The sequence below is a fragment of the Orbaceae bacterium lpD02 genome, from assembly GCA_036251875.1.
Classification (GTDB): Bacteria; Pseudomonadota; Gammaproteobacteria; order Enterobacterales; family Orbaceae; genus Orbus; species Orbus sturtevantii.
Genome location: CP133960.1, coordinates 409018 through 435851 on the forward strand (window position 1 = coordinate 409018; position 26834 = coordinate 435851).

The following is a 26834-nucleotide window of genomic DNA, read 5'->3' on the forward strand; positions in this document are numbered from 1 at the left end:
TTCTTACCTTGTCTTTTAATATAAAAACACATAAAATGCAGTAATAATGGAATAAAGCAATAATAAAAACAGAATAATATAAAAGGAGTTACCCCATGCCTAGCGGTCTTGATACTGCATTAGATTCACTCACTAACGCACTTAGCACCCAGCAACATAACCGGTACTCACTGACGCTGTTAGGCTTATCATCCGCGCTCTCGGTCTTATCGGTACACGGTAATGAAGCACTTAACCAACTATGGCGTTACGAGATTATCGTCACTAGCCTTGACCCGCATATCACTATTGATAGTGTACTTAACCAGCCCGCCCAGTTTAGCTTCTTAGCCCCCAACTTGCTAACGCAGGTCACCCACATTAGCTCACTTGATAAACCGGCAATGCCGCGCACCTTATATGGGGTGGTGACTGAGTTTGCTCAGCTATCGGTCAATAAAGATGAGGCGCATTATCGGCTGGTACTGCAGCCACGACTGGCGCTATTTGCTAATGACCACTATAGCGCCATTTACCAAAACCAAAGTGTGGTCAGCGTGGTGGAAGAGGTGCTGCGCCGCCATGGTTTTACTGGCGTCGATTACCGCTTAGAGTTAAAAGACAGCTACCCAGCCCGGGAGTTTATCAGCCAATGGCAAGAGAGCGACCTGGCGTTTATACAGCGTTTACTGGCCGATGTCGGTATTTGGTTACGCTTTGAAAGCCATAGCGAACATAACTGTGATGTATTGGTATTAAGTGATTACGAACAGGGTTTTGACAACGTTGGCAGTCTGACTTACACGCAACCGAGTGGCATGGCGGATAAGGCGTGCGATAGTGCGTGGGACTTACAGTTTGCCAGCAAAAGCGTAGCGCGTCAGGTGATTGTCCATGATGACAACTACCGCGAGGCACAAACCGATAGATACTCATTAGTGAACAGCCAACCAAAACTTACCACCACCGCCGGCACCGATTACCGCTATGGTGAGCACTTTAAACGTAAAGGTGATGACAACATTATTGAGAGTGGCAATTGGTATGCCAAAATCCGCCATCAGCAGCAGATTAGTGAACAGATTATTATTCACGGTAATGCCAATGACTACCACTTAGCCCCAGGGCAACGCCTCATCATTAGCGGCAGCCCAATCAACGGCATCAGTGAAGGGATAGTGATTTTATCGACCGAGTGCTATGGTGACCGCAGCGAGGCGTATCACGTCAAGTTTACCGCTATGCCGTATAACGTATTAAAGCCGTATCGTCCAGCACCGTTACCATGGCCGCAGGTGACCGGCACACTGCCAGCGCGGGTGACCAGTCCTGACAATGACACTTATGGTTATATTGACACCATGGGGCGTTACCGGGTTAAATTTGATTTTGACTTAAAAACCTGGCGCAGTGGTGAAGAGAGCTTATGGGTTAGGCTAGCAAAACCCTATGCCGGTGACAGCTATGGTTTCCACTTCCCCTTAATCGATGGCACCGAGGTGGCTATCGCCTTTACCGATAGTAACCCAGATAGACCGTATATCGCCCATGCCATGCATGACAGCACACATCCTGACCCTGTCACGACTATCAATAAACACCGCAATGTGCTGCGAACGCCAGCCAACAACAAACTGCGTATGGATGATAAACGCGGGCAAGAGCATATTAAACTGGCGACTGAGTACGGCAAAAGCCAGCTTAACCTCGGTCACTTAGTTAACCAAAACAAAGAACAACGCGGCGCCGGTTTCGAGCTACGCACCGACGAATGGGGCGCCATTAGCGCGAACAAAGGTTTATATCTAAGCGCGCAAAGCGAGCCAAAAGCCCAAGGTCAGCAGCTCGATATGCAAGGCGCGATTGCCCAGCTGGAAAACGCCTTATCGATTGCTAAAGCGCTACAACATGCTGCGAGCAGCGCGCAGGCGCACCCCGCTGATATCGACAGTCAACAGCAGCTACAAACCGCACTCAACCAACTCACCGACGCCGGCATGATTGCCTATGCACCGGCCGGCATGGCGTTAACCAGTGATGAAAATATCCAGCTCTCCAGTGGCAACAGCATCAGCTTAACCAGTGAACAGCAGACCGACATTAGCGCGCTAAACAATATCACCTTAGCCTCATCTGAGGCGGTCGGCGTTTTCGCCCATAAGGCTGGCATCAAGCTACTGGCTAACCAAGGTCAAGTCGAACTGCAAGCCCAAAACGACGCGATGGCTATCGCCGCTAAGCAAGATATTAAAATTGATAGTGTTGAGAGCAAAGTGGACTTTTCAGCGGCTAAAGATATCACCCTGATATGTGGTGGTTCATTTGTTAAAATTAGCGCTGCTGGCATTGAACTGGGCTCCTCCAGCAATGTAAGCGTCAAAGCGGCGGCACTGCAAAAAATGGGGCCAGCAACACAAAGTAGTTCAGCGGCAATGAATATCGATAATAAGGAACAGGATATACTATTACAAAAGCTAGTTTCGTTTGACGCAATTAACTTTACGGTATAGTGACCAAGGACGAGTTACCATGACAATAAAAAAAGTTACCCATTTTATCTTCCCCGTTGGTGATAAAACATTGAGCCAAGATGCCTACTATCGGGCTCTGTCCGAGGCGAAAAATGGTTTTTATCCGTTTAGCGAAAATGGCTTATGGCATGGTGGCATTCATATTGATGATGGCGTGTTTAAAAACGTCAGTCGTAATGACAATATGCTTCGCTGTATGGCACAGGGTGAAGTAATTGCCTATCGGGTCAACTCGGTTTACCCAAAAGTAATCTATGAAGACACGCTGCCCCCTACGTCACCATTAGTGAATGGTCGAGAACGCGTGGCCTATTTTTCAACCGGTTTTACCTTAGTCCGTCACTATTTTGCTATGCCCAAGGTGGCAGGTGAAACAGATCCCCCGCCAGGCATAACGCTTTATAGTTTATATATGCATCAACTCGATTGGTATGGTTATCAAGAGTTAGCCAAAGAAGCGTCCTTAGCGCAGCCGCAGTACTGGCACTTAATATCAGGGCGCGTGAGCAGTCACTGCAAAGACCCAATCAGAGGTACCATTGTCCGTCATAATGGCGCCAAAACCCCTGGCGTCGCCTTATTGCTTAAAGGTAGCAAAATCAAGCTTGGCGATCAAATTAATAAGAGCGGATGGTATAAATTAGAATCGATTATTGAAGGTGGCTTAGTAAACAGCAATGGAACGTTTTACGCAGACTTGGTGTCAATAACCGGATATGTGTTCGGTAAAGAGATTGGCACCATTGAGTCCGATCCCACAACCCATAAAAACACGGTTTATACGGTAAATAAAGACAATAACGATAAAATTGGTTCACCGGAGGTTAGCGTAGCGGGGATTACGGTATACGCCAATAAAGAGGGTAAGGATGTTTTAGCCTACTTGCCCAAAGAGACACGGTTTGAGTTTGATGGACAAGAAGATGGCTATGCAAAAATCAAAAAAATTCAAACCAATTATATCCCTACAAGCTTAAAAGTTGAAGGTGGTACAACGACTGATTCGCCGCACCACGGTTGGGTAAAGGTCGCGAACTTAACTGAACTGGGCTATAAACCTAAAGCGCTTGATAAGGTGGTGGTACTCGATAGTCCGATGGCGATTAGTGCCGGTGACTTTATCGGCTATTTAGGACACAATGTGAGTAGTAATGGTCAGTTTTCACAAGCTAAAAGGCAAGTTTTAGCCACTGAAAAACGCCCTTCTAATCACAAACTCACCTTACAAGGGCACGTGGAATTATTTACCTGTGATGATTTACCGGCGTTTATCACTAAAACCCGTCTACTTGCCGATAAGTTACCAGAGAGCGAAAAAAACCTTATCTTAGTTGAAGAAGGGGCGCAGCTTATTAGTGAAAGCCCGAGTGATGGCGAAATATTAACCGGTCGGTACATTAGCCTTATTGGCTCACCGCATGAGAGTTGCTATATACAGGCGCATGTTTATTATGTGCTTAATATCAATCGCCAGCACTGTCATGCTGAGCAAGTCATTGATACCCATACCTTACCTGATGGCGCATGGGATAGTCTTGCTGACCCTCAGCCAACCACCTACCGCTTAACTGCGGCAGATAAAGCCCAACTGGTTACCTACTATCAATTTCAATATCCAGAGTTAACGGTCGCTAATATTCCTGATACGGCGCTGCTTATTGGTTATGCGCCGTCATTTGCTGACTCAAGCCTGAGCACCTTATCAGCCAGTAACACGCACCATGGCGTGCGTGATGAGGTGCAGCTGCGCTTTAGCTTAGTGGGCGGTGACAGCGCTTATTGGGTTAACGCATGTGATGTTATGCATCTACAGGGTGGCGAAGGTCAGTTAAATCAGTCTATCAGCTATTGGAAAACCTTTCCTTTAACCTTAACAAACTTGCCCGCGGCAGATAACACCAACACCGTTTATTACCCGCGCACGCTGCCGCTTGCCTCACTTAAGAGTGATAACCATATCGCTATCGATAAGGAGGCTAATCACTGGGCCTATATTACCGCCGGTAATCAACTCGGCAGCCCGATTAGGGGATGGGTGAATATTAGCAAAGGCGCTACTGATTATCGCCAGCCGCATATTAAACGGGTCAGCCCATGGGCATGGACAGGATATTCAACCATCAAAGAGACCGCCAATGTGGCTAACTTTGTTGAAAAGCTACAGACTAATCGTAAGATGACGTTAGATTTAAATGATTACACCGATACCATGTCGGCAATGCACCATATTTTAACTAAGACGCCCCTTAGCAAGGCGCTGCCTTACGTTTTACCGCCCTTCACCCATAAACAGCTACAAATGGGATTACAAACACCGTGGACGGCAGAGCTTATCGGCCGCTTAGCGATAAATTATGAAAGTGAATGGTATAGCGATGAAAGCTTAAGCAAATGGAATGAGATTGATGAGCTTTATCAAAAACAGACCGAGCAAAAACGCCAAGCGATTATTGACGAGTTAACTAAAGCCAATATAACTGCTCCAGCGTTACGTCAACATGCGTGTAGGATACTCGATAAAAACGCGGCATACCGAATAAATGAATGGCAGTTAGAAAAGCAACACCGCATTAAACCGTCGCTATGGTGGGATGAAGTGGCTAAGGCGCAGGCAGCGCAGAGTACAACAGATACCGCAACAACTGACCAACCTGTCTTATCCAACTTAGCTGCAGACGGTAAAGCGTGGTATTTGCATCCGGTGGGGATGACGGAGTTTGTTGTTGGCGACTTATTGATAACAATGGAAATGTTAAAACTACTCTGCCCAAACACAAATATTTCAGATGAATTCTTATTTTTAATTAATCAATACGCGCAAGATTTTGAAATCAATACTAACTTGAGAATTGCGCATTTCCTTAGCCAAATATCACATGAAAGTTTTGAACTCAAAAAAACAAAAGAAACTCTTCACTATTCTAAAAAACGATTTTTAGAATTATATAAAAATACAAAAACACCAAATGGGGTTGATTTTGACGACGAAAAAACCTATCGCCATTTGATTCAAAATGATAATGCCTTTGCAAATTGGCGCTACGGATATAGAAATAAACAGGGTATTTTAGTTAATCATCGAGGTAGGGGGTATATACATATAACATGGAAAGCAAATTATCAAAGTTATACTAAATATTACCAAAATAAACATAAAGATATAACAATAGATTTTGTAGAGACACCTGAACTATTAGAAGAAATACCTTATTCATTAGAGTCATCCTTTTTTTATTGGAGTCATGCTAATATTAATTCTCTAGCAGATAAAGGGGCGGATAAGAGTAACATTATTAATGTAAGTAAAAAAGTTAATGGCGGATTAAATGGAATTGATGACCGCATGAAAAGATTTAAACTTATTTTCAACTTTTTGGTAGGTAAAAATATATGAGAAATGTAATCCTTGTATTTATTTTATTATTTTGCCAATTTATTAATGCAAATGAATGTCAATATTTTCAAGATAAAAAAGAGATAAAATTTCAAACGACAGATGAATTTGGTTGTATTTATGAAGACCGAGAGCTTCACTCTTTTGATGCTCATAAAATCTCATTGATTTTCCAATTGATTAATGAGGGTAAAGAGATATTACAATTAAAAATTAAAGATCAAGATAATAATGATAAGTATAATATATTCGATATTTTCTTGTACTCTGCGCCAGAAGTAGACAAAATTCGAGACGCCATATTTCTTGAGAAGAAAAATATCTTATTCCTATTGCATGGTTATACTGCAACAGTAATTAATGAATTCGATGAAACAGAAGTCGATGCAGCTTTTTATGATATATCAATATATAAAATTTATAATAATACTCCAATCAAAATTTCATCAGATGCAACAGCAATAGATTTTAGTGGTATTGATGGTTTTTACAATGGAAAGTATCAACGCTATCCATATAAAAAACATGAAATTTTATTAGAAAAAATCAATACGGTTAATTTTAATGATGAATATATTATTAAGTCGATAGAAAACTTATTAAAACAGGATCACACAGATGAGGAATCTAATATTATTGGTCATCTGTGGAGCATCGAAACGATAGATAGTATCATTTCTGATATTCCAATTACTCAAAATAATGTAGAAAGTTATAATAATATTGCATATTATTTTGAGAAAATGGAGTTATACGATGAATCTATCTTTATTTTAGATAAAATAGTCTCTTTATATCCAAATAGAACTGTTTCTTATATAAATTTGGGTGATACTTATTGGAAACTAGGTAAAAAAGATGAAGCTTTAAAAGCTTATCAAAAATATATTGATTTTATGACTAAAAATGGAAAAAAGAATAGAATACCAGCAAGAATAATCGAGCATATGACACAGGCAAATTGAAATAGAAGCAACGCAATTAAATTATCAACAGTCTTTATTATGACTTCATAAAGCATGTCAAAATGACATTACCGATGAATACAAGTTATATGCTGAGATAATAAAAAAATGTAAATATGACTGATTAATGTATTGATAGTAATAGCCTAAATAGTAGAATAATTAATGAGCTTAAATGTCAATCAGATTCTATCTAATTCCTAATACTTATAACTAAATAGTAAGGGAGCCATAATTGCCGAAGTGGCCTCACTGGCTATTTCAGGTGTAGTATGGAAAACTGGGCTGGTTTATGCCCATTTAAAATACCAACTGATGGAAGCGTGGATCACCTTTAAAAGCGCTGCTGCACCAGGGGTTAATGTGGGCGGGGGATTTAAGTTACTGTCAAGCGCCTACCCAGCGCAGGCAAAACACTTAATTAAAGAGCTGCGGGAGAGTTTAAATACCGCAATTAAACAGTTAGATGGACGGTTTGTCGATAACTTAGTCGATATTGACCAGTTTTTTAAGAAAACGTTAAATCTTTCATTTAACGTCTTTTCTGAGTCAACTACTGCTAAAATTACGCGTAACCAGCTGCATTTACGGAGTGCGCGTTTGGCATTTTTGGTTGGCGCTTTTGAGGTGTATAACTGGCACTATATTATGGCTAAGAAGCCATCACTGTTTGCCAGTGATAGCGATATTGCGATGGAACAGCTGATTGCCAGCAGTTCACTGGTTGCAACCACATCCGATTTTGTGGCATATTCTATTCGCGCCGTTCGAGGTAAAACCACCACCTCGTTTGCCTATGCTAAAGTGTCGTTTGGGGTGTTCAGTGGCTTAATTGGCTTTTTTTCCGGTATCAAGATGGCGGGCGGCACCATTGACCATTTTAAACGCGGCAACTATGTGGCGGGCACCTTTGGCTTGTTATCCTCGACTGCCTATTTAACCTCCGGGGGATTAAATATTATGTTAGGTTTAAGCTACCGCTATGAATGGGTAGTGACCTTTTTTGAAAAAAGAGCACAAAATTATATAGTAAGCCGAGGGGTGCAAAAAGCATTTAATCTATTTGCATTAAGGGTGGTGTTATTTCGCTTTGCCGGTATTGTTGGTATTACTGCCTTAGTGATTGAATTACTGTATGACTATTTTGCTGATAATGAGATTCAAGTGTGGTTAAGTTATTCTGCTCTAGGTATTTATAAACAAGAGCAAAAATTTACAACTAGCTTTAGTCAGGCGCAAGCCTTTGAGGCAATTGAGATGTTAAAAGCGGTTATAGAAGAAAAAACCAACATTAACCTCTCCGAGCTTGAGAAACAGGCAATCGAAAAACTTCAACAAGATCATGAAACCATTTTACTACAGACCGAAAACGAAGCCTTAAAATGGGTGCAATAGTTTTAAACAGTAACGGGCTTAATGCCCGTTGCTAGTTACTTATCATCGTTATCGGTTTGATTGTCATCATAGCCTGGCCACACATTACTGTGGTTAAGTTCGCCCATTTTAATGGCGTATTTACGCCATAGCTGAGCGCGTGGCATATCCTGCTCTTCAGCTTTATAGTAGTAACTTAACGACGTCATTGTCTTATAATAACCTTGTATTGCTTCCTTGATAAAATGACGTTCTTTAAATAATGAGTTTTCACCGATCGACTCGCCAAGTACAAGTGCTTTCGTTGGTCTTACCGAGACATATATTCCAGTAATACCGTATGCATGTTCAAAGTCTAACTGGTACACACATTTTAAGTATTTTAGCCGTTCATGAATATAATCTTCATCACTGGAGTCTTTGTAGTCAAACTGTTTACGGAAAACAGAATCTTTATAAGGGAGTGATGTTTTGAGTGAATAGCGAATGGACATCTTGAGGTTAATCATATGCCATAGATTATCATCAGGCAGTAGTCTATAGGCTTGCTCAAGGGCGCTAAAGGCTTTGGGGATATCCTCTTTGGTGCCAAGGCCCTGCATATACATAAATGCCAGCGATTTTAGTGCCGGTGGGCAATCTTGTTTGGCCGCCTGTTGATAGAGTTTAAATGCCCGCTTTTCATCTTTATCGACCACAATGCCCATTAAATAAAAATAGGCCAGGTTAGTTTGGGCAAGGGCATTACCTTGCGCCGCGGCTTTTTTGTACCACTCAAACGCCTTATGCAGGTCAGGCTCAACCCCTTGACCATATTCACTAATCGGATAAATCGCACGCGGATAAGTGACGACAGGTAACTGAAAGTCATACGGAGCAAATTTTGCTTCAATATAAGGTAGCTCAGGGTCAATGTTTTTGCCGTTTTCATCAAAGGTATACAGCCGTGGCGCTTCACCGCCCGAGCCATTTTCATAAATATAACCAATGCTATTTTGCGCATCGCTATTGCCTTGGGCGGCGGCTTTTTCAAACCAGCTTAAGGCAACCGGGAAGTTATTAAATTCATCACGGTAGATGGCACCTAAGTTATATTGCGCTTTAGCCAGCCCTTGGTTAGCGGCTTTTTCAAATAAGATACGGGCTTTAGTGTGGTAGCCTTTATGGATAAGCGCATCTTGGTAATAAATTTCACCCAAGGTATTTTGTGCATTTGCATCGCCGCTATCGGCGAGCGTATTGCAGTCAGCGATATTTTGTTGGTTATTTAGCAGAGTACAGCGTAGTTTGGCATCCACACTACAGGTGGACATGATGAGTAGGGTGAGCAGGGTAAACAGCGGGAATAATTGAGTTTGTTTTAGCATTATATTGTTTTCACTTTACTACTATAATTTTAAAGCGCTAGTCTAGCATAAAATGAACTGTTAATATAATGGCAATGTATCAATGGTAAAGGTTTTAAGAGGAATTTTTACAAGCTGGAGCCATAACAGAAATGGGCCTATTCTAAAACCGCTATATGCTGACACTCAAAGCCACTTTTGTGGGTAAAGGCGTCAACTTAGATGAGAGTTTAACTTATTAAATTTTATGAAAAAAATATTAAATGAGTAAAATTTTTGATATACTGTGATTGTATACAGTGTTATTGCAAGTGTTATTAATATGTCTAGTAAAAATAAACAATGTTTTGTTCCCTTTTTTTTAGAGTCAATTTCAGCAGGTTTTCCAAGTCCTGCACAAGATTTTATTGAAAAACGGATTGACCTTAATGAGCTTTTAATCAAGCACCCGTCCGCAACCTATTTGCTTCGTGCTTCAGGAGATTCTATGATTGAGGGGCAAATTAGTTCGGGTGATATCTTAGTTGTTGATTCAGCGAAAACACCGGTCCACGGTGATATTGTTATTGCCTCACTATCGGGCGAATTTACAGTTAAAAAACTTCAACTTGGTGAGAGCGTTGCATTGTTACCGATGAATCCAAATTATGAGCCAATAATCATAAAAGATGAAAGCCAATTAGAAATCTTTGGTGTGGTGACATTTGTTATTCACGAGACGTAATATGTTTGCTCATGTTGATGTTAATTCATTTTATGCCAACTGCGAGAAAGTGTTTCGACCGGAGCTTAAAGCGAGTCCCGTTATTGTTTTAAGTAACAATGATGGTTGTGTAATTGCTAGGTCTTGTGAAGCCAAAGCGCTTGGTATTAAAATGGGACAGCCCTATTTTAAGTTATCTGGATCCTATCTAAAACACTATAATATTCAGGTTTTTAGCTCGAATTACGCCTTGTATGGTGATTTATCTCAAAGAGTGATGGATACGATTGAAAGTATTGTACCAGATATCGAAATTTACAGTATTGACGAAGCATTTTGTGATATTGCGTCATTTAATCAAATCATGTCATTTGAGGCGTTGGGGCAAAAGATAAGAAATGAAGTTAAACAATGTACCCACTTAACCGTAGGTGTAGGTATTGGCCAAACAAAAACGCTTGCAAAACTTGCCAATTATGCTGCCAAAAAGTGGCCTAAAACCGGTGGTGTCGTTGATTTGTCAAATAGGGAACGGCAGATTAAACTCATGGCAATCACGCCTATTGAAGAGGTATGGGGGATTGGTAGGGCGATAAGTCAGCAGTTAAAAGAGCGTAATATTAACACTGCGTTAGATTTAGCAAACTGGTCACCTATTGAGGCAAAGCAGCAATTTAGTGTGGTACTCGAGCGAACCGTTCGAGAGTTAAACGGTGAATCATGCCTGGAACTCGAGAGTATTTCTGAGCCAAGGCAGCAAATTGTCTGCTCTCGTTCATTTGGGGTTAAAGTGACTGAGTTAGAAACCCTGTCTCAAGCCATAAGTAATTATACGGCACGAGCAGCGGAAAAACTTCGGGAAGATAAACAGTATTGCAAGCACATTACCGTGTTTATTAAAACCAGTCCTTTTACACCAAACCAGGTTTATTACAGTCATTCATCTTCTGAAAAAATAAGCGCAACGTCAGACACCAGAAAACTTTTATCTGTCGCCAACCGATTACTTAAACGAATATGGATTGATGGAAAAGATTATCAAAAAGCGGGGGTGATTTTAAATGACTTTTGTCAGGTTGAAACAGACCAATATGATTTATTTTCTGATCCAACTTCCCTGGTCCGAAATGAAAAGCTTTTGAACACCATCGATAGAATTAATAAAACAAGTTCAACCAAACTGTTCTTTGCCTCACAAGGCATTAAAGGGCAATGGCAAATGAAACAGGCATTTTTATCACCGGCCTACACAACACGTTTTAAGGATATCCCGATTGCTAAACTTATTTAATTAGATAAGTTGAATTATCGAATTAATAACGTTTAACTTCAATTAAATAATAATTGTTTTTTTTTTATACTTCTGTATCATTATATTAATACTTAGTATTAGTTTGTATTAGGAAAATAATACGTTATGAATTTGAAATATTCTAATGAAGAAATTAGTTTCATGGTTGATAACGCTCTAGCAATGAAAAAACTTTCAATAAGAGAGTGTGTGCGTCGATTTAATGAAAAACACGCTCAAGACATTATCAATAACACCATAGAACCATTAAATAAAGATTTTCTTCAGCGATTGAGACGTAACAAGTTTGAAGTTGTGTCAAAAAGAGTAAGGGATATTTGTCTCTTTCTTGAAATAGACCTTGGCACTCGCCAGTCAATTAAATTACGCTCTTCATTAACAGACCAATTTATGAAATTTGAACAAATGCTTATGGTTCATCCCGAACTTGAAGAGAAAATCACTCGTTTATTAACCAATGTGACTGATGTGTTTTATGTAGGATCTCAACGTGACTGAATTTTCATATTCTTGAAACTTATATTAGAGTATATTTTTATAATAAAGGTTAAATCTTATGATAAGAAAAGATGATTTTGATATAATCAAGTGTAAACTAGAGTTCTTAGCCTATCAAATAGAAATAAGTGGTAGATTGAATTTATTAGAGTTGAATAACCATGCTGAAGATTTTTTTGCCGAACTGATGAATTTGATATTTGATTGGAAGCTAGGAAATGTTAACAAAAATGCTAGTAATGTACGTGGTATTGATTTAGTTGATACTGAACGGCAGATTATTATGCAAGTATCAAGTCAATCTGAATCAACAAAAATTCAACGTTCGCTAGATAAAATTGATATAGAAAAATATTGCAGTTATAACTTCAAATTCTTATGTATATCTAAAAATGCCTCTTCATTAAAAAGAAATAGTTATAAAATCCCAGATACTATTTGCTTTGTACCTCAAGATGATATTTATGATATTCCTACTTTGCTTATGTTAATTAAGAGGCTAAAAAGTAACTCAATAGCGAAAATTAAAGATTTTATTGTCAAAGAGCTTAACGACAGAAACACTTTGTCTTTCCCCAAAATGCAAAGTTGTTTGGCTGATATTGTTAATTTATTGGCGCTAGAGCCTTTACAAGAAAATGAATCTTTTCAACCCAAAAATACTTATAAAATAGATCATAAAATTGAATTCAATAAATTAAGTACAGTTAGAGATTATATTCTTGATAATGCAATTTACAGTGATTATTTAGATGATTTATATAGTGAATATGATAAAGAAGGATGTAATCGTAAGTTGGCTATCTTCAACAAACTCAAATCAATTTACACCCAACTTTTTGTAGATTATGAGGACAACAATGCACTATTTTTTGCTGTTCAAGAAAAAGTAAAAGGGATAGTTGTTGCAAGTTGTGATAACTTTGCTTATGAAGACGAAATTTTAGATTTAAGTGTAACAATTATTGTTGTGGATGCTTTTATTCGTTGTAAAATATTCAGAGAACCATTTGGAGAATTCTATGCTTTTACCGAATGATACTCATCCAGAAGAAACTGTTTATTTTAATGCTATATTTGTTATTCGAGTATTAAATGAATCAGGTGAGCAGCATGTAATGGAAGTTTATTCTCAAACAAAAAAAATTAGGAATATGTCTGTTTCAATGTTTTCACTTTGTTTGGATTGGCTATATTTGTTGAATTTTCTTTATATTGATAGCGAAGGATGGGTAAAGAGATGTTCTTAAAATCACTACAAATAGCCAATAAAGATAAAATTATCCGCGACATTACTTTTCATGCTGGTTTGAATCTGATTGTAGATGAAACTATAAAATTAACTAATGATGAAAGTGGTAATAATGTCGGAAAAACAACAGTTCTTAGCCTGATCGATTTTTGCTTGGACGGTAAATCAAAATATGTATACTCTGATGCTGAAAATGATAAAAAAATTAATGAAATAGTTAGAACATTCTTAATGGATAATGAAATTATTATAACTCTAGTTTTAACAAGAAATATTAGTGATCCACATTCATCAACTATCAAAATTGAAAGAAATTTTCTAGTGAGAAAAAAGAAAATTCAAACAATTAACTCAAAACAATTAACGGATGAAGAATTTAGTAAAACTCTTTCTGATTTAATTTTTCCTGGAGTATATGGTAACTATCCTACGTTTAAACAGCTAATTGCGCATAACATCCGTTATCGTGATTTGCGTTTGAATAACACATTGAAAATTTTAGATCGCTATACTAAAGACGAGGAATATGAAGCTTTATATCTATATATGTTGGGATGTGGAAGATATGATAGTAGCAAAAAAAACGAGTTACTAGCTAAAATTAACATAGAAAACAACTTCAGAAAACGACTGGAACGCGAAAGCCCACGCCAAGTTTCCGAAATCTCGTTAACTTATGTTATTGAAGAAATTAATGAATTGAATAAGAAAAAAGAGTCATTTAATATCAATCCTGATTTTCAAAATGATTTAGATGAATTAGATAGAGTTAAACAAACAATAAATATAATTAGTGGAAAAAACTCTAAATTAAAGTTAAGAAGAACTATTATTATAGAAGCTCAAAATTCTTTGCTTAATAAGCATTCTAACATTGACGTCGGGCAACTTCGTCATTTTTATTCTCAAGTTGAGCAACAGTTAGACAAAGTAAATAAAACGTTTGAAGAGTTACTCCAATTCCATAATGCAATGCTAAAAGAAAAGTCAAAATTTGTAGGAGAAGCTTTACCTCAATTAAATGAAGAAATAAATTCCAATGAAGAAAACCTTAATCAGTTATTAAATCAAGAGAATTTGCTAACAACAAAAATAACAAAAACCCCTGCATTTGCTAGCTTAGAAATAATTATTGAACAACTAAACTTAGCTTATGAAAAAAAAGCGAAATTAGAAGAAAAAATTTCACAAATTAAGATAGTTGAAGATACAATTGAGTCATTAACAAAAAGTCTAGAAAATATAGACATGGGTATTTTTTCAGAGACATTCAAAACCCATCTAGATGAGCAACTTAAAAAATTTAATCACTACTTTTCAGATATTTCTTATCAAATGTACAAAGAGAAATTTGGCTTAACAACAAAAATAAAAGAAAAGGATGGTAAAAAAGTATATGAATTCTACGAATTTAATGCTTCTAATTTTAGCTCAGGTAAAAAACAAGGTGAAATAACCTGTTTTGACATAGCTTATACCCTATTTGCAGACCAAGAAAAAATACCTTGTTTACATTTTCTATTAACAGATAAGAAAGAGCTAATGCATGATAATCAATTGACAAAAATAGCTAATATAGTCAATCAGAATAACATTCAGTTTATTACTTCTATTCTTAAAGATAAACTGCCTGCTGATTTAAATGATGATAACTATATTATTTTGAGCCTATCGGAAAATAATAAGCTTTTTAGAATTGAAAATTATGATAATTTACCTTATCAGTTTGCTACTGAATAATCATTTTTAAGATTAATATATTATTTTATTTGTATTTGTACCGACTTAATCTAACACAACGCTTGCAAAAGCGAGAGTTACCCGTTTACCTTTTTTAGATGAAACATTTTATCAAGTCTCTTTCGATCCACCGCACCTGGTTAAAGTGGGTAAAAATAGCTGGCTAGCAAAAAAATACGGATGTTTACATAGTGAAACTTGGCAAGAGGATTTGCGAAAAGCGCTTAGTGAATGCTTCAGAGTGCTAAAGAATAACGGAATATTAATATTCAAATGGAATGAGACTGACATACCGGTCAAAGAGGTGTTAGCACTAACAGAGTATTAACCGTGGATAGGCCATATTAGTGGTAAGCGTTCAAATACACATTGGATTAGTTTTATTAAGTGAGGTAAAAAAACTACGGTCTAAAACTCCATAAAGGGTTTGCTACAAACTATATTAGTCTTGTATTACAAAAAGAGATTGTTTTCTTACCTTGTCTTTTAATATAAAAACACATAAAATGCAGTAATAATGGAATAAAGCAATAATAAAAACAGAATAATATAAAAGGAGTTACGCCATGCCTAGCGGTCTTGATACTGCATTAGATTCACTCACTAACGCACTTAGCACCCAGCAACATAACCGGTACTCACTGACGCTTTCAGGGTTATCATCCGCGCTCTCTGTTTTATCGGTTCAAGGTAATGAAGCACTCAACCAACCATGGCGTTACGAGATTATTGTCACGAGCCTTGACCCGCATATCACTATTGATAGTGTACTTAACCAGCCAGCCCAGTTTAGCTTCTTAGCCCCCAACTTGCTAACGCAGGTCACCCACATTAGCTCACTTGATAAACCGGCAATGCCGCGCACCTTATATGGGGTGGTGACTGAGTTTGCTCAGCTATCAGTCAATAAAGACGAGGCGCATTATCGGCTGGTACTGCAGCCACGACTGGCGCTATTTGCGAATGACCATTATAGCGCCATTTACCAAAACCAAAGTGTGGTTAGCGTGGTGGAGGAGGTACTGCGTCGTCATGGTTTTACCGGCGTCGATTACCGCTTAGCGCTAAAAGACAGCTACCCAGCCCGGGAGTTTATCACGCAGTGGCAAGAGAGCGACCTCGCTTTTATACAGCGTTTACTGGCCGATGTGGGTATTTGGTTACGCTTTGAAAGTCACGCCGAACATAACTGCGATGTATTGGTATTAAGTGATTACGAACAGGGTTTTGAGGACGTCGGCAGTCTTGGTTACACGTTACCGAGTGGCATGGCGGATAAGGCGCGTGATAGCGTGTGGGATTTACAGTTTCAAAGTCACAGCGTAGCGCGTCAGGTGATTGTCCACGATGACAACTACCGCGAGGCACAAACCGATAGATACTCATTAGTTAACAGCCAACCAAAACTAACCACCACCACCGGCACTGATTACCGTTATGGTGAGCACTTTAAACGTAAAGGTGATGACAACATTATTGAGAGTGGCAATTGGTATGCCAAAATCCGCCATCAGCAGCAGATTAGTGAACAGATTATTATTCACGGTAATGCCAATGACTACCACTTAGCCCCAGGGCAACGCCTCATCATTAGCGGCAGCCCAATCAACGGCATCAGTGAAGGGATAGTGATTTTATCAACCGAGTGCTATGGTGACCGCAGCGAGGCGTATCACGTTAAGTTTACTGCAATCCCGTATAACGTATTAAAGCCGTATCGCCCGGCACCGTTACCGTGGCCGCAAGTGACCGGCACGCTACCAGCGCGGGTAACTAGTCCGGATAATGACACTTATGGTTATATTGACACCATGGGACGCTACCGGGTTAAATTTGATTTTGACTTAAAAACTTGGCGCAGCGGTGAAGAAAGCTTATGGGTTAGGCTGGCAAAACCGTATGCCGGCGACCGCTATGGTTTTCACTTCCCCTTAATCGATGGTACCGAGGTGGCGATTGCCTTTACCGATAGTAACCCAGATAGACCGTATATCGCCCATGCCATGCATGACAGCACACATCCTGACCCTGTCACGACTATCAATAAACACCGCAATGTGCTGCGAACGCCAGCCAACAACAAACTGCGCATGGATGATAAACGCGGGCAAGAGCATATTAAACTGGCGACTGAGTACGGCAAAAGCCAGCTCAACCTCGGTCACTTAGTTAACCAAAACAGAGAGCAACGCGGCGCCGGCTTTGAGCTACGCACCGACGAATGGGGCGCCATTAGCGCGAACAAAGGTTTATACCTAACCGCACAAAGCGAGCCACAAGCCCAAGGTCAGCAGCTTGATATGCAAGGCGCGATTGCCCAGCTGGAAAACGCCTTATCGATTGCCAAAGCACTGCAACAGGCCGCCAGCAGCGCGCAGGCGCACCCCGCTGATATCGATAGTCAACAGCAGCTACAAAGCGCACTCAACCAGTTAACCGAAGCGGGCATGATTGCTTACGCACCAGCCGGTATTGCTTTAACCAGTGATGAAAATATCCAGCTCTCCAGTGGTAACAGCATCAGCTTAACCAGTGAGCAGCAAACTGATATTAGCGCGCTAAACAATATCACCTTAGCCTCATCTGAGGCGGTCGGCGTTTTCGCCCATAAAGCGGGCATGAAGTTATTGGCTAACCAAGGCCAAGTCGAGCTACAGGCCCAAAACGACGCCATGGCTATCGCCGCTAAACAGGATATTAAAATTGATAGTGTCGAGGGCAAAGTGACTATCTCGGCACTTGATGGCCTTAATTTGCTCGCTGGCGGTTCGTATATTACCATCAATGGTAAGGGTATCGAACTCGGCTCATCGGCTAACGTCACCATTAAAGCGGCAGCGCTGCAAAAAATGGGGCCAGCTAATCAGGATCGCTCGATTAATTTAGCGGATAACGTTAACTGCCAGCAAACAGCCCATGATCAGGCGCAAAATCAGCACGCACTACTTGAATTAGATTAATAAGGACAACGACCAACCATGTTACGTGCTAACCAGCCTAAAATTGAAGTGGCCGCACTCTCAGCTGCTGCTAAAAATATTACTGAGCAGCTAAAAGAGCAGTCGATTCATTATCAGCAGCGCTGCTTAATCTTGCTTGATCCCTTTTTAACACCGCTTAACGATCCCATCATCGATTATTGCGCAGGGCGAAGGCAACTTTATCCTGTGCCGATTATGCATCCGTCTATTCAAGCAAATAAACGGCCCTTACTGCTTGAGCTTGATTTAACCAATCTATTTGAGCAGCAGGTATTAAGCTACACCGTCGATAAAGCGCTGAGTCAGTTATCCGCCGAATATTTATCATATGGTGGTGGCCAGCAATATTGCGCCTGGCTATTTACCCAGTCACCGGCTCTTCAGGTTGCACGTGATTTAGCTAATTTATGCATACAAAAGCGGCAACGAAAGACGTTTTTCTTGCGCTTTTATGATCCCGCTATCTTTGCCCAGTTAATGAGTGTGTTGGAGCCTCATCAGCAGACAAAATTAGTGGGGCAAATTAGCCATTGGGGGCGATTAAATTATACCGGCGAGCTTGTTATGCATTCCACAGATCAGCCGCTAAAACCGGTATTATCGGGTCAATTAGGACTTTTTGATGAACAGCTAGACCAGTTATATTGTATTGGGATTAATAATCAAATCATTCAAACACAGCGCATTATGCAGCCAACAATGCCAATTGATCCGATTGGCTCTTTAAAACACATCACCCCCTGCGTCATGCGTATGTTAGCAAAATCTATTAAAGATGATCCCTTATTGGTTAAATGGGCAACTTTAGCCATAAAGTTTGGTGCAGACTTTGATTTAGAGCCATTAATACAAAATAAAATACAACACTTAACCAAAAGCCAGCAATACGATGCCATTTGCAATGAATTAAACGCATTAAGTCATGATGATTGGCAAGTTCGACAACAAGGAATTCGGGATGAATGATAAAAATAACTCAGTAACATGCGGTTGCCATAAAGAAGGCCTAGCGATTTTTCCAACAAGGTATACTGTGGTTCCTCGTTATATCAATAAAACCAAACCTTTATGGGCGAATTTAGCTGGTGTAACGGATGTGCCATTAAATGATGATTATCAATACCATATTCGGCGAGTTAGAGCTGGATTTATTTATATCTACTTGAACTCAGCGACTAACGGAAATGAGCCAGAAAATAGTAACGCCTCATTGAGTGAAGCCGCCCAGATGGTGCTAGAAAATGAACATTGGCTAGTTTATAGCATTGATGAACAGGGGCGGTTTGTTCGGCAAACTAAAATTCAATTAGTTCAACCGGTAGATAAAAATGATGATGCATTTAAATGCCCAAATTTACAAAAAAATTCATCATTAAACGACTTTATTACAATCCCTAATCCTGAGCGCTATAGTAAAGTTTATATTGCCTATAGTGAATTCCCTTGGACGGTTGAGGCGATGCAAGAATATCGCAAGACGCCGTTACCAAGAATGCAAGAAGTCGATATTAAGACCTGGCAAGCTCAGCAGCAACACGTGAGCGCCACCGCAGCAACCGAGCAGACCTTAGGGCACATTCTCGATTTTGATTTTGATTTTATTTTTAATAAACAGCTCACTTATAATCAAGAAGACGGATTGCAGTTTGATTACGAGTCAAAACATAACGGCCCTAGCACACCTATTTTCGATTCAAACCATCGTATTTTTGCAAAAGAAACCTATAAAACTACTCAGCTTACTCGCGTTGGTGTGACGGTTGATAAAAAAACGCGCTCAGCAGAGTATGAATTTAATAAACACAATTTAAAACTCAATTCGACTAGCCAACCATGGTGCTCGTTTGAATTTGGCAATATAGTTGTAAAGCAAGGAATAGATACCAAACCGATATTTCAAGATATAGCGAATCGCCATCTTCATAGCTTATATAAAAATATGCAAAAATATGGCGGTGAGCACAGTTCACCGATGATTTTAGCGCTAGAGGATGCATTAGGGGTCGCGGAAGACTTAAATGGCTATTATAACGATACCTATGGGCACGTTATACAGTTTCAGCATGAAGCGAAAATGGAGTGTGATGTCCAACAGTACTTAGCTAAAATTCGCGCTTTTTTTGAAGCTAAAGTTGCTAAAGACGATTTTGATATTGCGCCCTACAAAGATGATTTATATGGTGCGGTCGGTCAACATTCCACATTGGATGAGGTTGATTACAAGACTAAAATTCTTGAATCGTTGATGAAGAAAAAAGACCCGACCTATTTTAATGAACTTGAAAAATATAGAAATGCGCCTGAGCTAGCGAGCGTGTTTGCGATGGATATTGAGCAGCGTGCAAAAAACTTAGGAATTAATACCACTGATCTTAATTATACGCCGCCGATAAAGCGAGAGTTTCATCAGCTGATTAAAGCGTATATTTTACTGGTAAAGGATCACTTTTATGGTAAACCGTCAGGGGTAAAATACTACACGCGTTTTATGAACTATTTACGGTATAAAGACGATAACGAAAATGTTGCGAAGGTTAGGCTGTATACGACAGGGCCTGAGCTTGAGTATTACCCAAATACGATTTATGAAAAATTTATTAAATACGCCTCTTTCGAGCAAGATGCCAGCACTGCGGAAATAAAAGAGGCGGCACTGACATTGCATCAACTTTATCAAAAACTCGTCCGCGAATATGAGGCGAAGGCCAAGGAGTATAAACAAGAATTTGACCAACGAGTTGACAGTGAATTAGACCAATACACCTCTCGCCTCGATTCGGCCAATTTTGACCGTATTGTTAAGGAGCTCGATGAGCAGGTAAATACCCTTGCTAATGCGCGGGCTAAACAGCTTACGGCATGGCTTGAAAACAGTCATTACCTGCATGTTATTAATGACCTCTCTTATGAGCAAAAAACCGAAATTAAGAGTAATCATGAGTTATGGCTAAAATATAAAGAGAAGATCGAGCAGGAGCTGCAAGCAGCATTAGAAAAAGATGAAATAGATCCTAATGAAGTGGAGCAATTAACAAAAATTAATCTTAATGGCTTCTATTTTACCTCGGTATTGGCGCGCGCGTTGCGCGGATTAGACGCCAGCGAAGAGGGGCGAGCGTTTACTCAAAAACTTTACGACTTAGAGCAGTTGGCCGATATTGATGTGGAGTCAAGAGTCCATATTAAAACTAAATTTTGGGCGTTAGGGCTCAGAGCATTACTATTTGATGTCTTCAATGGCTGTGTAATATTAAAGCAAATCTGGGAGCAAGTGATTAATGGCAAGGCGGTAAAATATATTGCACAAGATTTAAATGCGGTAAAGATAGACGGTTTAAACCTTTATACTACCTTTGTACGGACGGCAACATTACAGCTAGAGTATATTAAGGAGCTGCAGCACTTACAAAAAATAGAAGGTTTACATACCCTCGCGTTAGATACCACCTTTGGCCAAAAAAGGGTGATAATTAAATGGTTATCAAATTATCACACCCTAGATACTTTCCCAGCCGTAACCCTTAAAATTTATGATAATTTGATAGCCAAGTGTACTCCTATTATGGACGGACTATATAGTAAGGGAGCCATAATTGCCGAAGTGGCCTCACTGGCTATTTCTGGTGTAGTATGGAAAACTGGTGTGGTTTACGCCCATTTAAAATACCAATTGATGGAAGCGTGGATCACCTTTAAAAGCGCTGCTGCACCGGGGGTAAATATTGGCGGAGGATTTAAGTTACTGTCGAGCGCCTACCCGGCGCAGGCGAAACACTTAATTAAACAGCTGCGCGAGAGTTTAAATACCGCAATTAAGCAGTTAGATGGACGGTTTGTCGATAACTTGGTCGATATTGACCAGTTTTTTAAGAAGACGTTAAATCTTTCATTTAACGTCTTCTCTGAGGCAACTACCGCAAAAATTACGCGTAACCAGCTGCATTTACGTAGTGCGCGTTTAGCATTTTTGGTTGGCGCTTTTGAGGTATATAACTGGCACTATATTATGGATAAAAAGCTATCACTGTTTGCTAGTGATAGCGATATTGCGATGGAACAGCTGATTGCCAGCAGTTCACTGGTGGCGACTACATCCGATTTTGTGGCGTACTCAATTCGCGCCGTTCGTGGTAAAACCACCACCTCGTTTGCCTATGCTAAAGTGTCATTTGGGGTGTTCAGTGGCTTAATTGGCTTTTTTTCCGGTATCAAGATGGCGGGTGGCACCATTGACCATTTTAAACGCGGCAACTATGTGGCGGGCACCTTTGGCTTGTTATCCTCGACTGCCTATTTAACCTCCGGGGGATTAAATATTATGTTAGGTTTAAGCTACCGCTATGAATGGGTAGTGACCTTTTTTGAAAAAAGAGCACAAAATTATATTGTAAGCCGAGGGGTGCAAAAAGCATTTAATCTATTTGCATTAAGAGTCGTATTATTTCGCTTTGCCGGCATTGTTGGTATTACCGCCTTAGTGATTGAATTATTGTATGACTATTTTGCTGATAATGAGATTCAAGTGTGGTTAAGTTATTCTGCTTTAGGGATTTATAAGCAAGAGCAGAAATTTACAACCAGTTTTAGTCAGGCGCAAGCCTTTGAGGCAATTGAGATGTTAAAAGCGGTTATAGAAGAAAAAACCAACATTAACCTCTCAGAGCTTGAGAAACAGGCAATCGAAAAACTTCAGCAAGACCATGAAACCATTTTACTACAGGCCGAAAACGAAGCCTTAAAATGGGTGCAATAGTTTTAAACAGTAACGGGCTTAATGCCCGTTACTCGTTACTCGTTACTTATCATCGTTATCGGTTTGATTGTCGTCATAGCCCGGCCATACATTACTGTGGTTAAGTTCGCCCATTTTAATGGCGTATTTACGCCATAGCTGAGCGCGTGGCATATCCTGCTCTTCAGCTTTATAGTAGTAACTTAACGATGTCATTGTCTCATAATAGCCTTGGATGGCTTGTTTTATTAAATAACGCTCTTTAAATAATGAGTTTTCGCCCATCGATTCCCCTAGCACAATCGATTGTGTCGGCCTTGGCCATGCATATATTGAACCAATATCATATGCATGTTTAAAGTCCAATTGGTAGAGCTTTTTAAAATAATTTAGCCGTTCATGAGTATAATCTTCATCACTGGAGTCTTTATAGTCAAACTGTTTACGGAAAACAGAACTATTATGAGGGAGTGATGTTTTGAGTGAATGGCGAATGGACATCTTGAGGTTAATCATATGCCATAGATTATTATCAGGCAGAAGTCTATAGGCTTGCTCAAGGGCGCTAAAGGCTTTGGGGATATCTTCTTTGGTGCCAAGGCCCTGCATATACATAAATGCCAGCGATTTTAGTGCCGGTGGGCAATCTTGTTTGGCCGCCTGTTGATAGAGTTTAAATGCCTGCTTTTCATCTTTATCGACCACAATGCCCATTAAATAAAAATAGGCTAGGTTAGTTTGGGCAAGGGCATTACCTTGTGCCGCGGCTTTTTGGTACCACTCAAACGCCTTAGGTAGGTCAGGCTCAACCCCTTGACCATATTCACTAATCGGATAAACTGCGCGCGGATAAGCCTCGGTCGGCAATCGAAATTCATATGGCGCAAATTTCGCTTCAATATAAGGCAGCTCTGGGTCTATATTTTTGCCATTATCATCAAAGGTGTATAGCCGTGGCGCTTCGCCGCCCGAGCCATTTTCGTAAATATAACCAATACTATTTTGAGCATCGCTATTGCCTTGGGCGGCGGCTTTTTCAAACCAGCTTAAGGCAACCGGGAAGTTATTAAATTCATCACGGTAGATGGCACCTAAGTTATATTGCGCTTTAGCCAGCCCTTGGTTAGCGGCTTTTTCAAATAAAATACGGGCTTTAGTGTGGTAGCCTTTATGGATAAGCGCATCTTGGTAATAAATTTCACCCAGGGTATTTTGTGCATTAGCATCACCGCTATCAGCAAGCGTATTGCAGTCAGCGATATTTTGTTGGTTATTTAGCAGAGTACAGCGTAGTTTGGCATCCACACTACAGGTGGATATGATGAGTAGGGTGAGTAGGGTAAACAGCGGGAATAATTGTGTTTGTTTTAGCATTATATTGTTTTCACTTTACTACTATAATTTTAAAGCGCTAGTCTAGCATAAAATGAACCGTTAATATAATGGCAATGTATTAATGGTAAAGGTTTTAGGGGTAATTTTTATTAGATAGGGCCATAATAGCTGGAATGGCAACATATTTTCATACAATAAAATTAAGGGGTACTTGTTTTTTAAATTCAACGGGAGACATATAGCCTAACGAAGAATGTAATCGTTTATGATTGTACCAATAAGCGTATGCAGTGAAGGCTTGTTGCAACTCTGTTGTGGTTATGAATGTTTCTCCTTTTACAAATTCCGTTTTAATCGTTTTAAATGTGGCTTCCGCAACTGCATTATCATAAGGACAACCTTTCTTACTTAATGAACGTGTAATATTAAATGCCTTAAAGCAATTATCCAATAACTGATTATCAAATTCATTACCACGGTCAGAGTGAAACATGTTGAGTGTAGATAGTGGTTGTTTAACTTGACTCAGCGCCGACATAACTAACTCCGCTGTTTTATGCTTACCAACACGATAACCGACAATCTGTCTATCGGATAAACTCACTAAAACACATAAATAATTCCAATGTCGATTTACTTGAATATACGTTAAATCAGCCACAATGACCTGCTGCTTATCGCCTACGTCAAATTGTCGTTGTAGGTGATTGGTTATCGTTTTTTCATTTACCTCGGCTTGATGAACTTTATAACGTTTAATCGTATATTTCGATACAAGTAATAACGATTTCATTACCCGAGCAACATAACGACGGGAAACCCTAATACCATCTTTTTGCAAAGCTAAGCGAATTCGCCTTGTACCATACGATTGATAACTACGTTTAAATATCGTCAGAATTGTATCCGCGTAACGTGCTACCGACTTGTGTTTATTTTCTTTACACTGATAATAGGCGTAATGCCTTGATACCCCTAAATATTGACACAGCTTCGTTATACTATAACGATGCAGGTTTGCTTTTAGGATATCGATTTTCGTCCCATTATCAGTGCTGCTTGCTTTAGGATATCATTCTCCATACGAAGCTGATTGAGCTCTTTGCGTAAAGCAATTAATTCTTGTTCTTCCGGACTGCGATTATCTTTTGTTTTGAATGAACCGGTGTGAGTTGCTTGGGCAATCCAACGATCTAGTGCTGATGGAGTTAAATCATATTCCGCTATTAGCTCACTACGCGACTTGCCATATTGATAGAGATTAACCATTTGCTGTTTAAAATCATCATTAAATGTTCGTCTTTGTCGTTTAACTTGAATCATATCAGTTTCCTTTTTAAGTTGTGATAAGTTTACCTTACCCCCTAAAAAAGTTGTATGATTTAGTGTAGCCTATCCATGATTAAATGGTTCTCAAATTATCACACCCTTGATACTTTCCCAGCCGTAATCCTTAAAATTTATGATAATTTAATAGCAAAGTGTACTCCTACTAAAGACGGATTATATAGTATGGGGGCCATGATCGCTGAAGTGGCCTCACTGGCTATCTCTGGCGTGGTATGGCAAACTGGGGTGTTTTACGCCCATTTGAAATACCAATTGATGAAAGCGTGGGTCACCTTTAAAAGCGGTACTGCACCAGGGGTAAATATTGGCGGGGGATTTAAGTTACTGTCGAGCGCCTACCCGGCGCAGGCGAAACACTTAATTAAACAGCTGCGCGAGAGTTTAAATACCGCAATTAAACAGTTAGATGGACGGTTTGTCGATAACTTGGTCGATATTGACCAGTTTTTTAAGAAAACCCTCAATCTTTCATTTAACGTGTTCTCTGAGGCAACTACTGCCAAAATTACGCGTAACCAGCTGCATTTACGGAGTGCGCGTTTGGCATTTTTGGTTGGCGCTTTTGAGGTGTATAACTGGCACTATATTATGGCTAAGAAGCCATCACTGTTTGCCAGTGATAGCGATATTGCGATGGAACAGCTGATTGCCACCAGTTCACTGGTTGCAACCACATCCGATTTTGTGGCGTACTCAATTCGGGCCGTTCGTGGTAAAACCACCACCTCGTTTGCCTATGCTAAAGTGTCGTTTGGGGTGTTCAGTGGCTTAATTGGCTTTTTTTCCGGTATCAAGATGGCGGGTGGCACCATTGACCATTTTAAACGCGGCAACTATGTGGCGGGTACCTTTGGCTTGTTATCCTCGACTGCCTATTTAACCTCCGGCGGATTAAATATTATGTTAGGTTTAAGCTACCGTTATGAATGGGTAGTGACGTTTTTTGAAAAAAGAGCGCAAAATTATATAGTAAGCCAAGGGGTGCAAAAAGCATTTAATCTATTTGCATTAAGGGTGGTGTTATTTCGCTTTGCCGGTATTCTTGGTATTACTGCCTTAGTGATTGAATTACTGTATGACTATTTTGCTGATAATGAGATTCAAGTATGGTTAAGTTATTCTGCTTTAGGTATTTATAAGCAAGAGCAAAAATTCACAACCAGTTTTAGCCAGGCGCAAGCCTTTGAGGAAATTGAGATGTTAAAAGCGGTTATAGAAGAAAAAACCAACATTAACCTCTCCGAGCTTGAGAAACAGGCGATCGAAAAACTTCAACAAGATCATGAAACTATTTTACTACAGGCCGAAAACGAAGCCTTAAAATGGCTGCTGTAGTTTTAAC

General features: G+C 39.7%; 18 protein-coding genes. 14 read left to right on the forward strand and 4 right to left on the reverse strand.

Features of this window, described 5'->3' with window-relative positions:
- Nucleotides 1-95: 95 nt before the first annotated feature.
- The 4 genes from vgrG (RHO12_01850) to RHO12_01865 all read left to right on the forward strand — a co-directional run bounded on the left by vgrG (RHO12_01850) (nucleotide 96) and on the right by RHO12_01865 (nucleotide 8264).
- Nucleotides 96-2489, forward strand: a complete 2394-nt coding sequence (gene vgrG, locus RHO12_01850; protein WVD66526.1) for a type VI secretion system tip protein VgrG — start codon at nucleotides 96-98, stop codon at nucleotides 2487-2489.
- Nucleotides 2490-2508: 19 nt separating this feature from the next.
- Complete coding sequence (locus RHO12_01855; GenBank protein WVD66527.1) at nucleotides 2509-5904, forward strand: hypothetical protein; 3396 nt, start codon at nucleotides 2509-2511, stop codon at nucleotides 5902-5904.
- A complete protein-coding gene (locus tag RHO12_01860; GenBank protein ID WVD66528.1) occupies nucleotides 5901-6869 on the forward strand; it encodes a tetratricopeptide repeat protein in 969 nt (322 codons plus the stop codon). Before RHO12_01855 ends, RHO12_01860 begins: the two co-directional genes overlap by 4 nt.
- Before the next feature lie 243 nt (nucleotides 6870-7112).
- On the forward strand, nucleotides 7113-8264 hold the full coding sequence (locus RHO12_01865) for a hypothetical protein (protein ID WVD66529.1): 1152 nt from the start codon (nucleotides 7113-7115) through the stop codon (nucleotides 8262-8264).
- Nucleotides 8265-8299: 35 nt separating this feature from the next.
- On the opposite strand, the gene RHO12_01870 is transcribed toward RHO12_01865, so the two are convergent.
- On the reverse strand, nucleotides 8300-9610 hold the full coding sequence (locus RHO12_01870) for a tetratricopeptide repeat protein (protein ID WVD66530.1): 1311 nt from the start codon (nucleotides 9608-9610) through the stop codon (nucleotides 8300-8302).
- Nucleotides 9611-9911: 301 nt separating this feature from the next.
- Here RHO12_01870 and umuD point away from each other — a divergent pair, with 301 nt between their 5' ends.
- The 9 genes from umuD to RHO12_01915 all read left to right on the forward strand — a co-directional run bounded on the left by umuD (nucleotide 9912) and on the right by RHO12_01915 (nucleotide 22828).
- Nucleotides 9912-10313: a translesion error-prone DNA polymerase V autoproteolytic subunit gene (umuD, locus tag RHO12_01875; GenBank protein ID WVD66531.1), complete on the forward strand. Its 402-nt coding sequence runs from the start codon at nucleotides 9912-9914 to the stop codon at nucleotides 10311-10313.
- A gap of 1 nt (nucleotide 10314) precedes the next feature.
- Nucleotides 10315-11583, forward strand: coding sequence for a translesion error-prone DNA polymerase V subunit UmuC (gene umuC, locus RHO12_01880; protein ID WVD66532.1), 1269 nt, complete (start codon nucleotides 10315-10317; stop codon nucleotides 11581-11583).
- 126 nt (nucleotides 11584-11709) lie between these two features.
- Entirely contained in the window at nucleotides 11710-12102 is a 393-nt protein-coding gene (locus RHO12_01885) for a hypothetical protein (GenBank protein WVD66533.1), read from the forward strand.
- A 58-nt stretch (nucleotides 12103-12160) separates the two neighbouring features.
- Complete coding sequence (locus tag RHO12_01890; GenBank protein ID WVD66534.1) at nucleotides 12161-13141, forward strand: SMEK domain-containing protein; 981 nt, start codon at nucleotides 12161-12163, stop codon at nucleotides 13139-13141.
- Nucleotides 13125-13352, forward strand: coding sequence for a hypothetical protein (locus RHO12_01895; GenBank protein ID WVD66535.1), 228 nt, complete (start codon nucleotides 13125-13127; stop codon nucleotides 13350-13352). Before RHO12_01890 ends, RHO12_01895 begins: the two co-directional genes overlap by 17 nt.
- Nucleotides 13343-15094: a DUF2326 domain-containing protein gene (locus tag RHO12_01900; GenBank protein WVD66536.1), complete on the forward strand. Its 1752-nt coding sequence runs from the start codon at nucleotides 13343-13345 to the stop codon at nucleotides 15092-15094. Before RHO12_01895 ends, RHO12_01900 begins: the two co-directional genes overlap by 10 nt.
- Before the next feature lie 566 nt (nucleotides 15095-15660).
- Nucleotides 15661-18054: a type VI secretion system tip protein VgrG gene (gene vgrG / locus RHO12_01905; GenBank protein WVD66537.1), complete on the forward strand. Its 2394-nt coding sequence runs from the start codon at nucleotides 15661-15663 to the stop codon at nucleotides 18052-18054.
- Nucleotides 18055-18072: 18 nt separating this feature from the next.
- The gene (locus tag RHO12_01910; protein WVD66538.1) at nucleotides 18073-19041 is read left to right on the forward strand and encodes a DUF4123 domain-containing protein; all 969 of its coding nucleotides are present in this window, start codon (nucleotides 18073-18075) and stop codon (nucleotides 19039-19041) included.
- Nucleotides 19034-22828: a T6SS effector BTH_I2691 family protein gene (locus tag RHO12_01915; GenBank protein ID WVD66539.1), complete on the forward strand. Its 3795-nt coding sequence runs from the start codon at nucleotides 19034-19036 to the stop codon at nucleotides 22826-22828. The genes RHO12_01910 and RHO12_01915 overlap by 8 nt, the downstream gene beginning before the upstream one ends.
- A gap of 42 nt (nucleotides 22829-22870) precedes the next feature.
- Here the strand turns inward: RHO12_01915 and RHO12_01920 are convergent, their stop codons facing one another.
- From RHO12_01920 to RHO12_01930, 3 genes are all read right to left on the reverse strand, one after another.
- Entirely contained in the window at nucleotides 22871-24181 is a 1311-nt protein-coding gene (locus tag RHO12_01920; GenBank protein ID WVD66540.1) for a tetratricopeptide repeat protein, read from the reverse strand.
- A gap of 148 nt (nucleotides 24182-24329) precedes the next feature.
- A complete protein-coding gene (locus tag RHO12_01925) occupies nucleotides 24330-25178 on the reverse strand; it encodes an IS3 family transposase (GenBank protein WVD67414.1) in 849 nt (282 codons plus the stop codon).
- A complete protein-coding gene (locus RHO12_01930) occupies nucleotides 25166-25465 on the reverse strand; it encodes a transposase (GenBank protein WVD66541.1) in 300 nt (99 codons plus the stop codon). Before RHO12_01930 ends, RHO12_01925 begins: the two co-directional genes overlap by 13 nt.
- 75 nt (nucleotides 25466-25540) lie before the next feature.
- On the opposite strand from RHO12_01930, the gene RHO12_01935 reads away from it, so the two are divergent.
- Nucleotides 25541-26827 carry a hypothetical protein gene (locus RHO12_01935; GenBank protein ID WVD66542.1) on the forward strand — a complete coding sequence of 429 codons (1287 nt, stop codon included), beginning with the start codon at nucleotides 25541-25543 and terminating at the stop codon, nucleotides 26825-26827.
- Nucleotides 26828-26834: the final 7 nt, after the last annotated feature.